At 69.1% G+C, this 13,822-nt stretch carries 12 protein-coding genes and 3 pseudogenes; 14 read left to right on the top strand and 1 reads right to left on the bottom strand.

Annotation, left to right across the window (positions count from 1 at the left end; all coding sequences use genetic code 11):
- Positions 1-338 precede the first annotated feature (338 nt).
- On the top strand, positions 339-737 hold the full coding sequence (locus ACRAWC_RS07780) for a hypothetical protein (RefSeq protein WP_431347206.1): 399 nt from the start codon (positions 339-341) through the stop codon (positions 735-737).
- Positions 738-761: 24 nt separating this feature from the next.
- Here ACRAWC_RS07780 and ACRAWC_RS07775 read toward each other — a convergent pair whose 3' ends face one another.
- Entirely contained in the window at positions 762-1,268 is a 507-nt protein-coding gene (locus ACRAWC_RS07775; protein ID WP_431347205.1) for a GNAT family N-acetyltransferase, read from the bottom strand.
- A gap of 131 nt (positions 1,269-1,399) precedes the next feature.
- Between ACRAWC_RS07775 and ACRAWC_RS07770 the strand changes: the two are divergent.
- The 13 genes and pseudogenes from ACRAWC_RS07770 to ACRAWC_RS07710 form a co-directional block, all read left to right on the top strand.
- Positions 1,400-2,640: pseudogene (locus tag ACRAWC_RS07770) on the top strand (ABC transporter substrate-binding protein); the annotation flags it as partial.
- Positions 2,641-2,833: 193 nt separating this feature from the next.
- Positions 2,834-2,956, top strand: a complete 123-nt coding sequence (locus tag ACRAWC_RS07765) for a hypothetical protein (RefSeq protein WP_431349499.1) — start codon at positions 2,834-2,836, stop codon at positions 2,954-2,956.
- Between the two features lie 63 nt (positions 2,957-3,019).
- Complete coding sequence (locus ACRAWC_RS07760; RefSeq protein WP_431347204.1) at positions 3,020-3,979, top strand: ABC transporter permease; 960 nt, start codon at positions 3,020-3,022, stop codon at positions 3,977-3,979.
- The gene (locus ACRAWC_RS07755) at positions 3,976-4,860 is read left to right on the top strand and encodes an ABC transporter permease (protein WP_431347203.1); all 885 of its coding nucleotides are present in this window, start codon (positions 3,976-3,978) and stop codon (positions 4,858-4,860) included. The genes ACRAWC_RS07760 and ACRAWC_RS07755 overlap by 4 nt, the downstream gene beginning before the upstream one ends.
- Before the next feature lies 1 nt (position 4,861).
- Positions 4,862-5,854 (top strand): ABC transporter ATP-binding protein, encoded by a 993-nt coding sequence (locus ACRAWC_RS07750; protein ID WP_431347202.1) that lies wholly within the window; start codon positions 4,862-4,864, stop codon positions 5,852-5,854.
- Positions 5,851-6,858: an ABC transporter ATP-binding protein gene (locus ACRAWC_RS07745; RefSeq protein WP_431347201.1), complete on the top strand. Its 1,008-nt coding sequence runs from the start codon at positions 5,851-5,853 to the stop codon at positions 6,856-6,858. Before ACRAWC_RS07750 ends, ACRAWC_RS07745 begins: the two co-directional genes overlap by 4 nt.
- A pseudogene (locus ACRAWC_RS07740) lies at positions 6,855-7,690 on the top strand (M55 family metallopeptidase). Before ACRAWC_RS07745 ends, ACRAWC_RS07740 begins: the two are co-directional and overlap by 4 nt.
- Positions 7,690-8,610, top strand: coding sequence for an isoaspartyl peptidase/L-asparaginase family protein (locus tag ACRAWC_RS07735; RefSeq protein ID WP_431347200.1), 921 nt, complete (start codon positions 7,690-7,692; stop codon positions 8,608-8,610). Before ACRAWC_RS07740 ends, ACRAWC_RS07735 begins: the two are co-directional and overlap by 1 nt.
- 52 nt (positions 8,611-8,662) lie before the next feature.
- On the top strand, positions 8,663-9,562 hold the full coding sequence (locus ACRAWC_RS07730) for a MurR/RpiR family transcriptional regulator (RefSeq protein WP_431347199.1): 900 nt from the start codon (positions 8,663-8,665) through the stop codon (positions 9,560-9,562).
- Complete coding sequence (locus tag ACRAWC_RS07725; RefSeq protein ID WP_431347198.1) at positions 9,549-10,262, top strand: SDR family NAD(P)-dependent oxidoreductase; 714 nt, start codon at positions 9,549-9,551, stop codon at positions 10,260-10,262. The genes ACRAWC_RS07730 and ACRAWC_RS07725 overlap by 14 nt, the downstream gene beginning before the upstream one ends.
- A gap of 30 nt (positions 10,263-10,292) precedes the next feature.
- A pseudogene (locus ACRAWC_RS07720) lies at positions 10,293-11,879 on the top strand (DUF885 domain-containing protein); the annotation flags it as partial.
- 133 nt (positions 11,880-12,012) lie between these two features.
- Positions 12,013-12,873, top strand: coding sequence for an alpha/beta fold hydrolase (locus tag ACRAWC_RS07715; RefSeq protein WP_431349391.1), 861 nt, complete (start codon positions 12,013-12,015; stop codon positions 12,871-12,873).
- On the top strand, positions 12,870-13,814 hold the full coding sequence (locus tag ACRAWC_RS07710) for a ketopantoate reductase family protein (RefSeq protein WP_431349390.1): 945 nt from the start codon (positions 12,870-12,872) through the stop codon (positions 13,812-13,814). The genes ACRAWC_RS07715 and ACRAWC_RS07710 overlap by 4 nt, the downstream gene beginning before the upstream one ends.
- Positions 13,815-13,822 lie beyond the last annotated feature (8 nt).

The following is a 13,822-nucleotide window of genomic DNA, read 5'->3' as shown; positions in this document are numbered from 1 at the left end:
ATCTGTGCCGGCAGTGGAGAGAGCGTGACGGGCGGTGACTATGACGTGAGGCCTCCGGGCGGGGGCCGGGACGGATCCGAGCATCACGGCTGACTCCGCGGCCGTGAGCGAACCCTCACATCGCCCCATCGCAGAATCCGCGAGCGCTCACGCGTCATGCTCACGCAGAACCGGAATCGTCTCAGTGCGCGGCCTGGCCGCGTGGGTCACCGGGCAACATCGAGTTTGCTCACGCTGTGAGTCGAGATTCAGTGCAATGTTCCTCCGCTCTCGCACCTGTGACTCGGCGTGCGCCGGGTATGCGAGCCCGGCGCACGCTTCCACGGGGAGGGTGAGAAATGAAACACGCAGTCGCTGTCGTCCTGACGGGACTCCTCGTCGTGGCGATCTCGAGCGGAGGGGCGGTGGCACAGGGTGAAAGCGGCGTTGTTTCACGAAGCGGGCACGCGCGAGTTTGTTCACACCTGACATCCGCCGGACACCACGCGCTGTCGACTCTGGCGAAGTCCGCGGCGTCGACTCCCGGCGCAGCCGAACTCGCCGACGTCACCTGGCTTTCTGAGACCGAAGACGTCCTCGCCGACTACCAGTCGACCAGGATCGCTGTCAGCGATCGACTCCGCCTCCTCGTCTCGGAGCGCACCGGCACGCGAGAAGTGTCGCGAGCCGTGATCGAGAGCGTCGACGACGTCTGCGGCCCGAGCGAGGCGGTGCAACGCGTCGCTGTTCGATTCTGAGAACGGCGGCGGACCGTTCCTTCGTCACAGGGATGGTGTCGCGCCCTCTGGTCGGCACGGTGCTCCGGTCTCGAGAACGAGGCGCATTCGCGTCATGCCCGGGTGGTCGGGGTTCGGGCCGAGCGAGGTGAAGCCGAGCCCCCGGTATGTGGCCAGCGCGGCCTGGTTGCCGTCGATGACGTTGAGGTCGAGTGTCCTCATGCCACTCCGGACTGCGTCGTCGATCGCCGCGGACACCATCGCCCGGCCGAGCCCGGAGCCCCGTCGTTCGGGGGCGAGCAGAACGCGGGCCAACTGCCCGTGACCCGGGCCGACGGTCACGACCTCGATGTGGCCGATGGCAGCGCTCTCGGCCTCGATGACGCACGTCCACGCCCGGCGCGAGCTGGATGAGGCCCAGCTCTCGAGGAGGCGGTCGCTCAACGGCCAGTTCTTCTCAGATCCCGAGAACAGGAAGACATCCTCCGGAGTCGGGGCCCACGAGCGCATGAGCTCGAAGTCGCATTTCCGGAACAGGCGGAGCGCTATCACGAATCCAGGCTAACTACTTGTAATGAACATAACAATCTGAACTGTCTGTTGCATTTCTGTTCTATTTGGTACAAAGTTGACCAACGCCACAACCGCACCACGCGGGTGCAGGAGCAGAGTAGGGAAAGTCGATGAAGAGATTCACGCGCGTCGGAGTCATGACGCTCGCCGGCGCCGTTGCGCTGGTCCTCGCAGGATGCAGTGCCGGTGGTGGGGCATCCACCAGTTCGACGCCCGTCAAGGGCGGCGATCTTGTGATCGCCCGGCCGGCCGACGCCGTGTCGATGAACAACACGACCACATTCGACAATCCGTCGATCTTCACCTTCGAGCAGATCATGGAGCCGCTCTTCACGGTCAGTGACGACGGCTCGACGGTGAAGCCGTTGCTCGCGACCGGTTACACGGTCTCGCCCGACAAGCTCACATACACGATCAAACTACGGAAGGGCGTCACGTTCTCGGACGGGACCCCGATGACCGCCAAGGACGTCAAGTTCTCCATCGACGCCGACAGCGCGACCGCCGACACCGGATGGGGCTACATCAACGCCGCGATCGACAACGTCTCCGTCGTCGACGACCAGACCGTTGCGATCAAGCTGAAGTACGCCTGGGCCCCGCTGATCGCCGATCTCTCGCTGTTCAGCAATGCCATCGTCCCGGCCAACTACGGCGGCAAGACAGCCGATCAGTTCTACCAGGCGCCGGTCGGCACCGGGCCGTTCGCGTGGGGCGAGTGGAAGAAGGGCCAGTACCTCAAGCTCGTCAAGAACACGCACTACTGGCAGGCGGGAAAGCCGTCGCTCGACAGCGTCACCTGGAACGTGGTCCCCGACGCGAACACGCGCAAGCTGCAGCTCCAGGGCGGCCAGATCGACATCGACGACACGCCGGACTGGTCCAGCTTCGCCTCGCTGAAGAGCACGCCGGGCATCGTCGCCAGCGCTTTCCCTCCACCCAGATCGACTACGTCGCCTTCAACCAGCAGCGCGCGCCGTTCAACGACGTGCACGTGCGCCGCGCCATCGCGTATTCGATCGACCGGCAGGCGCTGGTCAAGGCGGTGCTGTTCGGCAACGGGACCGCGGCGAACTCGCTGCTCTCGCCCGGCACGCCGTTCTACGACAAGAACGCCGGAGGGCCGACCTACGACCCCACCCAGGCGAAGGCCGAGATGGCCAAGTCGTCCGTGCCCAACGGGTTCAGCACGAGCCTCCTGATCCGCTCCGGCGACGCGAACCAGGCGTCGGTCGCGCAGATCCTCCAGTCCGAGCTGAAGAAGCTCGGCATCGCGGTCACGATCACCCAGCTCGATCCGACGGCCAACAAGCAGGCGAGGCTGAAGTCCGACTTCGACATGACCCTCTCGGCGTGGACGATGGATATCCCCGACCCCGACGAGTGGACCACGTTCGCAGTCGACCCGAACGGCGGAGCGAAGTCGGCCTTCACCTTCTACGACAACCCTCAGGTGATCGCGCTGAACAAGCAGGCGCAGCAGGAGATCGACACGGCGAAGCGCCAGCAGCTCTACTCCGAGCTGCAGAAGCTGACCGGCCAGGATGCCTTCCTCGCATACACCTACTACTTCGCCGTACGCCTACGCGGCGACCGACAAGGTCAAGGGTTTCCACGTGACGCCGCTCGGCAACTATCACGTCGAAGATATCTACAAGACCAAGTGACAAGCCGGGGCGGAGCGCACCTGTGCGCGCTCCGCCCCCACTCTCTCCCACGGAAGGTGCGAGATGCTCCACCGTCTGCGCTTCGTACCAGCGCGTCTGCTCCAGGCCGTGCCGGTGATTCTCGGAGTCACCCTGCTGGTGTTCTTCATGGCGCACCTGCTGCCGGGCGACCCCGCCGTCGCGATCCTCGGCGAGCACGCCACGCCCGCCCGCGTCGCCGCACTCCGCGAGCAACTCGGACTGGACCAGCCGATCTGGACGCAGTACTTCCTCTTCCTCGGCCGGCTGTTGCAGGCGAACCTCGGCACGAGCCTGACCTATCAGCAGCCGGTGGCCGGGCTGGTGCTCGGAGCGATCCCGGTGACGCTCTCGCTGCTGCTGTTCGCCGTCGTGCTCTGCCTGGCCATCAGCATCCCGCTCTCGGCACTCGCGGCCTCCGCCCCCGACCGGGCGCGGGATTTCGGGGTCAGGGTGTACACGCTGCTCGGGCAGGGGATGCCGCAGTTCTGGGTGGGGATCATGCTGATCCTGCTGTTCGCGGTGAACCTGCGCATCTTCCCGGTCGGCGGATTCGGTGAGACCCCGCTCGACCACGTGTACTACCTCGCGCTTCCGGCTCTGACGCTCGCGATCGCGATGTCGCCGACGATCATCCGGAGCCTGCGTGCGTCGACGATCTCGGTGCTCGGCTCCGAGTACATCGCGACGGCGCGGTCGAAGGGCGCCGCCGGCTTCCCGCTCTTCCGTGGACACGTGCTGCGCAACGCCGCGATCCCCACCGTCTCGATCCTCGGTGTCAACCTCGGCTATCTCGTCGGCGGGTCGCTGGTGATCGAGAAGGTCTTCGCCCTCCCCGGGCTCGGTTCCCTGATGATCAACGCGATCTTCAGCCGGGACTTCCCGACCATCCAGGGCGTCGCGCTCTTCGTGGCCCTGTTCGTCGTCGTCGTCGGCATCCTCACGGACGTCGTCTACACCCTGCTCGACCCGCGGGTCGACCTCAGCGCGAAGGTGGCAGCATGAGCACGCCGACCGCCGTCCTCGACCGGCTGCAGACCCGCAGGCGCACGTCACGCTCCCGCGCGCTCAAGCCCTGGTACCGCAACCGCTCGCTCATGGCCGGGATCGTCGTCATCGGGCTGCTGATCCTGATGGCGATCCTCGCCCCGGTGATCGCGCCCTACGACCCGATCAAGCAGGATCTGGAGAACGCGCTCGCCAGCCCCGGCCCCGCGCACTGGCTGGGCACCGACAAGTACGGCAGGGATGTGCTCTCGCGCCTGATCTGGGGCGCACGGGTCGACCTGCGGATCGGGTTCCTCGCGGTCATCATCCCCTTCGTCATCGGTTCGACTCTCGGCGGGCTCGCCGGTTACTTCGGCGGCTGGTTCGACGCGGTCGTGATGCGCATCGTCGACATCTTCTTCGCTTTCCCGTTCTACGTGATGGTGATAGTGCTCGTCTTCGTGCTCGGCACCGGCGAGGCGAGCATCTACCTGGCGATCGCCGCGGTCTCCTGGGTGTCTTACGCCAAGATCGTGCGCGGTGAGGTGCTGGTGGCCAAACGGCAGGACTGGGTGGCGGCGGCCAAGCTCGGGGGGATGTCCGACACGCGGATCCTCGTGCGGCACATCGGCCCGAACGTGCTCTCGCAGGCGATCATCTACGGCACCAGCGACGTCGTGATGGACATCATGGCCATCGTCACGCTCGGCTACCTCGGGCTCGGCATCGCGCCGCCTACACCGGAGTGGGGGTCGATGATCCTCGACGGCCAGGAGTTCATCACCACCCACTGGGAGCAGTCCACCATCCCGGGCCTGATGGTCGTCGTCGTGAGCCTCGGGATGTCCTGGCTCGGCGACGGACTCTCCGATCTGCTCAACCCGGAAAGGCGGAAGTAGCGTGTCCGACGCAACACTCCTGGAGGTCTCGGATCTCACGATCGGGATCCGACACGGCTCCCGGCCGCCCACGGCGATCGTCGACGGAGTCTCCTTCGCCGTCGGCGCAGGCGAGCGCTTCGGCGTCGTGGGCGAGTCCGGCTCGGGCAAGTCGATGACCTTGCGCGCCATCGCCGGGCTGCTTCCGCGCGGTGTCGAGGTCCTCGGCGGCAGCATCCGCTACCGCGGCACGGACCTCGCGACCATGACCGCCTCCGCCCGCCGCGCCCTCATGGGCCCGGAGATCGCCATGATCTTCCAGGAGCCCATGACCGCGCTGAACCCCGTGGTCCGGGTGGGGGACCAGATCGCGGAGGGCGCCCGCCGCCATCTCGGAATGTCCAAGACGGCCGCGTGGGAGCAAGCCGTGGCCATGCTCGCCCGGACGGGGGTCCCCGACCCCGCTCGGCGCGCGCGGGCGTTCCCGCACGAGCTGTCCGGCGGGCTGCGGCAGCGCGCGATGATCGCGATGGCGCTGTCCTGCACACCGAAGCTGCTGCTCTGCGACGAGCCGACCACCGCGCTCGACGTGACGGTCCAGCATCAGGTGCTTCGCCTGCTGGAGGAGCTGTGCGGCGAAGTCGGCGCCTCGCTGGTCTTCGTCACGCACGACCTGGCCGTGGTCAACCAGACCTGCGACGCCCTGGCGGTGATGTATGCCGGGCGGATCGTGGAGACCGGGGCAGTCGAGAGCGTCTTCCGACGGCCGCGGCACCCGTACTCTGCGGGCCTGTTGGCCTCCGCCCCCGACTTCGACCGACCGGAGCGCTCGCTCGTGGCCATCCCGGGGTTCCCGCCCGACGTGGCACGCCGCGCTCCAGGATGCGCCTTCGCCCCGCGCTGCGCGTTCGCCCAGCCGGGATGCTCGGCCGCGTCCCCGGCTCTGGAGCGGGCCGAGGCGGGCCACGACGTGGCGTGCTTCGAGTCCGCGCGGCTGCTGGAGCAGACGGCATGAGCGCCGTGCTCCGCGCGGCGGACGTCACCAAGACCTACGACCTCGGCGGCGGCCTGCCGTGGCAGCGGGCCGCGCGCAGCAGGCTCACGGCTCTCGACGGAGTCCACCTGGAACTGCGTCGCGGGGAGATCCTGGCGCTCGTCGGCGAGTCCGGGTCCGGCAAGTCGACGCTCGCGAAGATCCTGGTCGGCAGCCTGCGGCCGACGAGCGGTTCGCTCGACGGCGACACCGATGCCGGCGGCGCTCTGCGCGGGCGACGGGCCGCACAGCGGGTCCAGATGGTCTTCCAGGACCCGTACTCGTCGCTCAACCCGCGGCTGAGCGTGCGCGCGATGCTGCGCGAGCTGCTGCTCCTGCACCGGATCGTCCCGCGTTCCGAGGTCACGGCGGAGAGCATCCGGCTGCTGAACCAGGTCGGGCTCGACGAGAGCGCGCTCGACGCCTACCCGAGCCAGTTCTCGGGAGGCCAGCGCCAGCGGCTCGCGATCGCGAGGGCGCTCGCCGTGCGGCCCGAAGTGCTGATCGCCGACGAGCCGGTCTCCGCGCTCGACGTCTCGGTGCAGGCGACGATCCTGGAGCTGTTCGCGACCCTGCGACGCGACCTCGGGCTCAGCATCCTCTTCGTCGCCCACAACCTGGCCGTGGTGCAGCACCTGAGCCAGCGGGTGGCGGTGATGTACCTCGGCAGGATCGTCGAGGTCGCCGACACCGACGAGCTGTTCTCGAACCCGCGGCACCCGTACACCCGCGCACTGATCGACTCGATCCCGCGGATGACGCCGGGGAGCTCGAACGACCGGCGCACGCTCGACGGCGACCCTCCGAGCCCCTTCGACATACCGGCCGGGTGCCGGTTCGCCCCGCGCTGCGCCTTCGCGACGACCGCGTGCTCGACGGCAGACCCGCCACTGCTGAGCGTCGCCGACGGGCACGAGGCCGCCTGCATCCACTCATCGGAACTGCCGCCCATCGCTTCGGCGGCAACGGAACAGGAGAAGCAATGAAGATCTGGATGTCCTTCGACATGGAGGGGGTCGCCGGGATCGTCGACTGGGACCAGTGCCGCCCGGGCAGCGGACCGTCGTACGCACTCGGCTGCGAGCTGCTGCTCGGCGAGGTGAACGCGGCCATCGAGGGCGCCATCGCGGGCGGAGCGACGGAGATCGTGCTCAACGACTCGCACAGCCGCATGGCCAACCTGGACCCGCGCGCCATCGCGGGCAACGCGCGCTACATCTCCGGCCGGCACAAGCCGCGATACATGATGCAGGGGCTGGACGGCAGCTTCGACGCGATCTTCTTCGTCGGCTACCACGGGTCCATCTCCGGACGGCCGTCCACGCTGTCGCACACCTACAACCCGGAGGTGTTCACCCGGGCGGCTGTGAACGGCGTCGAGGTGGGGAGAGCGGCATCAACGCCCTCGTGGCCGACCACTTCTCCGTCCCGATCGCCTTCCTCTCCGGGGACGCGGTCGTCCAGGAGGAGACCCGCCCCTTCGCCCAGGACGCCGTGAACATCACCACCAAGGAGTCGATCACCCGCTTCAGTGCCACGAGTCTGCACCCGGCCGAGTCCTGCGCCCTGATCCGGGAAGGTGCGGAGCGCGCCGTCCGCGCGGTGTCCACCGGCTCGGTGCGCCGCCCGGGCATCCGCCGGCCGGCGACGCTGGACCTGGAGATGCAGACGGGCGACATGGCCGAGGTGGCCACCTGGGCGAAGGGCGCCGAGCGGCTGTCCGAACGTTCGGTGCGCATCGAGGGCGACGATCTGCTGCGGATCTTCGAATCCTTCGTCGCCGTCAACTACATCACCCGCCAGGCAGGCGGCCGCTGATGCCGACAACCATCATCGACGTCGCTCCGGGTCCGGACGGCTACGCACTCGTGTTGCACGGCGGGGCGGGCGGCCGCGTCGAAGAGCTCTCCCTGGAAGCACACGGGCTCTACGAGCACGGCCTCGCCGAGGCACACGCAGCCGGCGAAGCCGTACTCGCTGCGGGCGGCTCCGCGCTGGACGCCGTGTGCGAGACCGTCGTCCGACTGGAGGACAACCCGCTGTTCAACGCCGGCCGCGGCGCCGCGCTGACCGCGACGGGAGCGGCCGAGCTCGACGCCTGCGTGATGACCGGCGACGGTCACGCCGGCGCCATCGCCGCCTCCCGGTCGGCCCGCAACCCCGTCCGCGTGGCCCGGGCGGTGCTCGAGGAGTCCGATCACGTCCTCCTGGTCTCGCCGTCCGCCGAACTGCTCGACGACTGGGGACTCCGTCGGGAACTCCCGGACTACTTCGTGACCGAGGCGCGGCAGCAGCAGCTCGCCAACGTCCAGGCTCGGCGTCTCGCAGCATCGCGCCACGGTACGGTCGGGGCGGTCGCAGTCGATCGCGCCGGACGTCTCGCGGCAGCGACCTCCACGGGCGGAATGGTGAACCAGAGCGACGGCCGGATCGGGGACACCCCGGTGGTCGGCGCCGGCACGTACGCGAGGGACGGCTACGTCGCCGTCTCCTGCACCGGCGAGGGCGAGTCGTTCATCGAGGGGGTGGTCGCCCACGACATCTTCGCCCGGATGAGCTACGGCGGTCAGGGCCTCGTGACGGCGGTCGCGGGGACCATCGAGTCCGAGCTCGACAGCCGCGACGCGCGCGGCGGCATCATCGCCGTCGGCGCGGACGGCCGGCTGATCGTCGCCCACAACTCACCCGCGATGTTCGCGGCGTACCGCGCTCCCGGCGGGAGGGTGACGCTCGCGTGATACTGAGACCACGCCGGCCCGACGGCGGCTCAGAACAGGACGGGGAGAGACGATGACCGCGATCAAGGACGAGATATTCGCCCGGATGGACCAGCTCAGCCCGGCGGAGCGCAAGGCGGCGAGGGCGCTCCTGGCGGACTACCCGAGCGCCGGCCTCGCCAGTGCGGCTGCTCTGGCACGGACGGCCGGCTGCAGCACGCCCACCGTGTTGCGCCTGATCGGGCGCCTCGACATCGGCAGCTATGCCGCGTTCCAGAGTCGCCTGCGCGCCGAGGTGTCGCACCAGCTCAACGCACCGGTGCACCGCGCCCAGCAGGGCGCGGTCGACGGCGGCCAGGGCGAAGACGGGGAGCAGAGCCTGTTCCACCGCTCGGTCGCGCAGCGGGCGGAACTGGTGGAGCGACTGTTCTCGACCATCCCGCCCGGCGAGTTCGAGCACGCCGTGGAGGTTCTCGGCTCCAAGCCGCGCTCCGTTCTGGTCTCCGGCGGCTACTTCTCGCGCTTCGTGGCCGAGATCCTCGCAATGCAGCTCGACCAGCTGATACCGGGCGTCGAGTTCGCGGCCGAGCCGTTGAGCCGCGACATCGGCAAGTACCTGGCGATGCGCAAGGACTCGGTGGCGATCATCTTCGACCTGCGCCGCTACGAGCTCGCCAGCAAGCAAGTGGCCGAGCTCGCCCGGGAGAACGGGGCGAAGGTCATCGTCATCACCGACGAGTTCCTCTCACCGAGCGCCGAGGACGCCGACGTCGTGCTGCCGGTCTCGGTCGACGGCATCCCCTTCGACTCCTTCGCCGCCCTGACGGTGCTGGTCGAGGCCTTGGTCGAGGGAGTCTTCCACCGCACGGGCACGCGCGCCATCGAGCGCATGCGGCAGTGGGAGGAGAAGGTCCACATCCATCGCGCCTTCCGCGCGAGCGACTACCGGGACGAAGAAGATGACGAACACTGAATCACCCGAGTTCGACGGCCTCACCGCCGTCGTCACGGGAACGGCCCAGGGCATCGGGCAGGCGATCGCCGACGACTTGGCCGCGGCCGGCGCGACCGTCGTCGGCGTCGATCGCGACACGGCCGACCTGTCCGACGCCGGGGAAGTGGACGAGTTCTTCGCTGCGCTGCCCGCCGTCGACATCCTCGTCAACAGCGCGGGGGGCGTCGTCGGGCAGACCCACACGCCGGTCGACGAGCTCAGCGAGGCGGACTGGTCCGCGGTGCTCTCGGCCAACCTGCAGACGATGTTCCACTGCTCGCGGGCCGCAGCCGGGAGGATGAAGGCGAACGGCTTCGGCCGGATCGTGACCATCTCCTCCGGCGCGGGCCGCAGCGTCAGCCTCACCGGCATCCAGGCCTACACCACCGCGAAGGCCGCACAGCTCGGCCTCACCCGGCAGCTTGCGCACGAGCTCGGTCCGTTCGGGATCACCGTCAACGCCATCGCCCCCGGCTTCGTGCTCTCCAACCCCAGCTCCCGCGCACAGTGGGAGAGCTACGGCGAGGAGGGCCAGCGCGCCCTGGTCGAACGCATCGCCACGCGCCGGGTCGGAGAGCCCGCGGACATCGCCCGCGGCGTCCGGTTCTTCGCGTCGCCCGCCGCGAGCTGGATCAGCGGCCAGGTGCTCTCCATCGACGGCGGCCACTCGCTGTTCTGAACCCTCCCCGGCCTCACAGTAAGGACGCACATGGCCGCCTCCGCGCACTCTCCCTCCGAACGCCTCACGACGCTGGGCGAGCGGTACTTCACCGCCCAGCACACCTACGACCCTTACAGCGCGACCTTGCTCGGCTTGCAGGAGTTCGACCACCTCAGCAACGACCCGTCGGCCGAGGCGAGCGAGCAGGCGGCGGCGGACTTCTCCGTCATCGCGCGCGAGCTGAGCGAGCTCGAGACGGACACTCTCACGGAGGCCGAGCGGATCGACCACGACGTGCTCTCCGTCCTGACCTGGGGTGCGGAGCGCGACGCGCATCACGCCCAGTGGGCCGCCAACGCCTCGGCGAAGAGTTATGTGAGCAGGCAGGCCCTGGTCTTCCAGGCCGTCCCAGCGATGACCATCGTCGACGCGGACGGCGCCGAGCGCTATCTCTGCCGGATGTCCGGGATCGCCGCCTCCCTCACCGCCCTCGGTGAGCGGTACGCCGTCGAGACCGCGCGCGGCCGGGTCTCGACGGCCGTGGGCATCCGGCACGCGGTCCAGCAGCTGGAGGACTACGCGGCGCTCCCGCTCGACCGGGACGTACTGCTCGCCCCCACCCGCACCGGGGCCGGCGGAGCGGCGGCGGAGCGAGCATCGCGCATCGTCGCCGAGGACATCCGGCCCGCGATGCTCGCACTCGCCGCCCGGCTGCGCGAGGACGTCCTCCCCGGCGCAAGGAACGACGAGTCCGTCGGCATCCAGCACGTCCGCGGCGGCGAGGAGATCTACCGCGACGCGGTCCGTCGGCACACGACCACCGCCCTGCAGCCCGGGGAGATCCACCGGATCGGCCTCGACATCCTGGACGAGCTGAGCGGCCGCTGGCAATCCATCGGGCGGCGGGCGCTCGGGACCGGCGACTTCGCCGAGATCCGCACCCGGTTGCGCGAGGATCCGGCGCTCCGCTTCCGCACCCGTGAGCAGATCATCGACGTGGCCGAAGGCGCGCTGGCCTGGGCCGAGGCGGCACGCGGTGCCTTCTTCCCTCCGTTCGAGATCGCGGACTGCGTCATCGAGGAGATCAACCCGGTCGACGCCGAGCACACCGCCCTGGCCTACTACCGGCCCCCGGCGGAGGACGGCAGCCGGCCGGGCGCCCATTGCCTGCTCACCACCGACCCGGCCAGCCGCTACAGCTACGAATACGAGGCACTCGCCTTCCACGAGTCGACGCCCGGCCACCACCTCCAACTCGCGACGGCCCAGACGCTCGACATCCCGCGCTATCGACGCCACCTCGACACCGAGCTCTGCGGGTTCATCGAAGGCTGGGGCCTCTACGCCGAGCAACTCGCCGACGAGATGGGGCTCTACTCCGACGACCTGCAGCGGCTCGGGATGCTGTCCTTCTCCGCCCTGCGCGCCTGCCGGCTGGTGATCGACACCGGCATCCACCACTTCGGCTGGTCCCGCGAGCGGGCGATGCGGTTCATGTGGGACAACACCGTCACCACGGCCGCGAACGTGCGCAACGAAGTGGACCGCTACATCGCGTGGCCCGGCCAGGCTCTCGCCTACATGATCGGCCGACAGGAGATCGTCCGCCTGCGCGGCGCCGCCCAGGCGCAGCTCGGGGAGCGGTTCTCGCTGTCCGGCTTCCACGGCGCCGTCCTCGAGAACGGCGCCGTCCCCTCTCGGTCCTCGCCGGCGCTCTGCAGCGCTGGCAGGACCGGCTCGGCTCGACCCTCCCGGAAGGAACCCCCGCGTGAACGTCACGATCAACGGATGCAGGCTCAATGTCGAAGTCATGGGGCCGGAGGACGGCCCCGTGCTGATCGCCCACCACGGCGGGGGAGGAATCGGCTCCCTCGCGGAGCCACGGGCCACCTTCGGTCCGCTCGCCGACCGGTTCCGGGTGATCGTCTTCGACGCGCGTGGCTGCGGGGTCAGCGAAGGCGTGCCGCCGTACTCGCACGCCCAGTGGGCGGCCGACGTCGACGCCATCCGCGAATGGGCTGGAGCCGAGAAGGTCGTGGTCGCCGGCGGCTCATACGGCGGCTTCATCGCCCTCGAGTACGCCGTCGCGTATCCCGAGCGGGTCTCGGCGATCATCCTGCGCGACACCTCGGCCGACGGCAGCAACCTCGAACTCGCCTTCGAGAACGCCCGCACCCAGGACCGTGTCGAGCTGAACTGGGACGACTTCGAGCGCTACTGGGGTGGACGCATCCGCGACGACGCCGACCTGAAGGCGTGCTGGGCCGGTCTCATCCCGCTCTACGACTTCGAGTACGACCCCGAGCGCTCGGCCGCACGGGTGGAGGCCGGCTTCTACCGGCACGAGTCGCACAACTGGTGCTTCCAGAAGAACTGGCCCGAGTACGACCTCAAACCGGCCCTTCCGTCGATCTCGGTCCCGACCCTGGTCACCGTCGGCCGGAAGGACTGGGTGACCCCGGTCAGCTCCGCCGAGACCATCGCGCGCCTCATCCCCGGAGCGGAGCTGGTGATCTTCGAGAAATCGGGCCACTCGCCCCAGGTCGAGGAGGCAGAGGAGTTCCAGCGCGTGCTCCGCGCGTTCCTCGACCGGGCGGTCCCTGCGGAGCGGATGGAGGTCGCCCGATGAGGATGCACATCATCGGCGCCGGCGCGATCGGCGGCACCATCGGAGCCCTGATGACCGTGGACGGTCACGACGTCACGCTCTGCGATGCAGACCCGGCCCACGTCGCGGCGATCAACGAACAGGGCCTGCGGATCGAAGGACCGGTCAACCAGCTGACCGTCCAGGTTCCCGCGATCCTCCCGGAGGATCTGCCCGATTCCCTCGACCGAGCGATCGTGGCGGTCAAGAGCCACCACACCCGCCAGGTCGCCGATCTGCTCGCGCCGCGACTCGCGGCGGACGGCTATGTCCTCACCGTGCAGAACGGGCTCACCGCCGACATCCTCACCGGTGCGCTCGGCGCGGACCGCGTCGTGTCCAGCTTCGTCAACTTCGGCGCCGACGTGATGGGGCCCGGCCGGATCATGCAGGGCAACATCGCCACCTTCCGCATCGGCGAGTTGGCCGGAGGCGAGATCACGCCGCGCGTCCGGGCGCTCGCGGCCGCGCTGCCGTACGCCGAGCCCACTGACAACGTCCTCGGCTACCTGTGGGGCAAGGAGGCCTACGGCGCGATGCTCTGGGCTGGTGCCGTCTCCGACCTTTCGATCGCCGAGACGCTGGAGCACCCGGCATACCGGCCGGTGATGATCGCGATCGCGAAAGAGGTGCTGGCCCAGGCGCCCGTGCGCGTCGAGAGCTTCGACGGCTTCGTCCCGGGTGACCTCGACGGTTCCCTCGACCGCCTCGCCGCGTTCAACCGGCGCAGCGCCAAGACGCACAGCGGCATCTACCGCGACCTCGCGGTTCGCAAGCGCAAGACCGAGATCGACGAGATGCTCCGCGACATCGACGGTCCGATCTTCCGCAAAGTGGGCGAGCTCATCCACGACATCGAGGACGGCAAGCGGGTGTGCGAGGCGGCCAACCTGGACGAGCTCGCCGCCTTCGTGGCCCGGTAGGAGTACCC

This window comes from Leifsonia sp. L25 (assembly GCF_050632895.1).
Note: the sequence above shows the minus strand (reverse complement) of the source record. Positions and strands in the feature narration are given on the sequence as shown.

What these genes read in the sequence shown, in the direction of transcription:
- ACRAWC_RS07760 (WP_431347204.1), top strand. Translation starts at nt 3,020, where the DNA reads ATGCTCCACCGTCTGCGCTTCGTACCAGCGCGTCTGCTCCAGGCCGTG.
- ACRAWC_RS07730 (WP_431347199.1), top strand. Translation starts at nt 8,663, where the DNA reads ATGACCGCGATCAAGGACGAGATATTCGCCCGGATGGACCAGCTCAGC.
- ACRAWC_RS07765 (WP_431349499.1), top strand. Translation starts at nt 2,834, where the DNA reads ATGCCTTCCTCGCATACACCTACTACTTCGCCGTACGCCTACGCGGCG.
- ACRAWC_RS07710 (WP_431349390.1), top strand. Translation starts at nt 12,870, where the DNA reads ATGAGGATGCACATCATCGGCGCCGGCGCGATCGGCGGCACCATCGGA.
- ACRAWC_RS07735 (WP_431347200.1), top strand. Translation starts at nt 7,690, where the DNA reads ATGCCGACAACCATCATCGACGTCGCTCCGGGTCCGGACGGCTACGCA.
- ACRAWC_RS07755 (WP_431347203.1), top strand. Translation starts at nt 3,976, where the DNA reads ATGAGCACGCCGACCGCCGTCCTCGACCGGCTGCAGACCCGCAGGCGC.
- ACRAWC_RS07780 (WP_431347206.1), top strand. Translation starts at nt 339, where the DNA reads ATGAAACACGCAGTCGCTGTCGTCCTGACGGGACTCCTCGTCGTGGCG.
- ACRAWC_RS07725 (WP_431347198.1), top strand. Translation starts at nt 9,549, where the DNA reads ATGACGAACACTGAATCACCCGAGTTCGACGGCCTCACCGCCGTCGTC.
- ACRAWC_RS07745 (WP_431347201.1), top strand. Translation starts at nt 5,851, where the DNA reads ATGAGCGCCGTGCTCCGCGCGGCGGACGTCACCAAGACCTACGACCTC.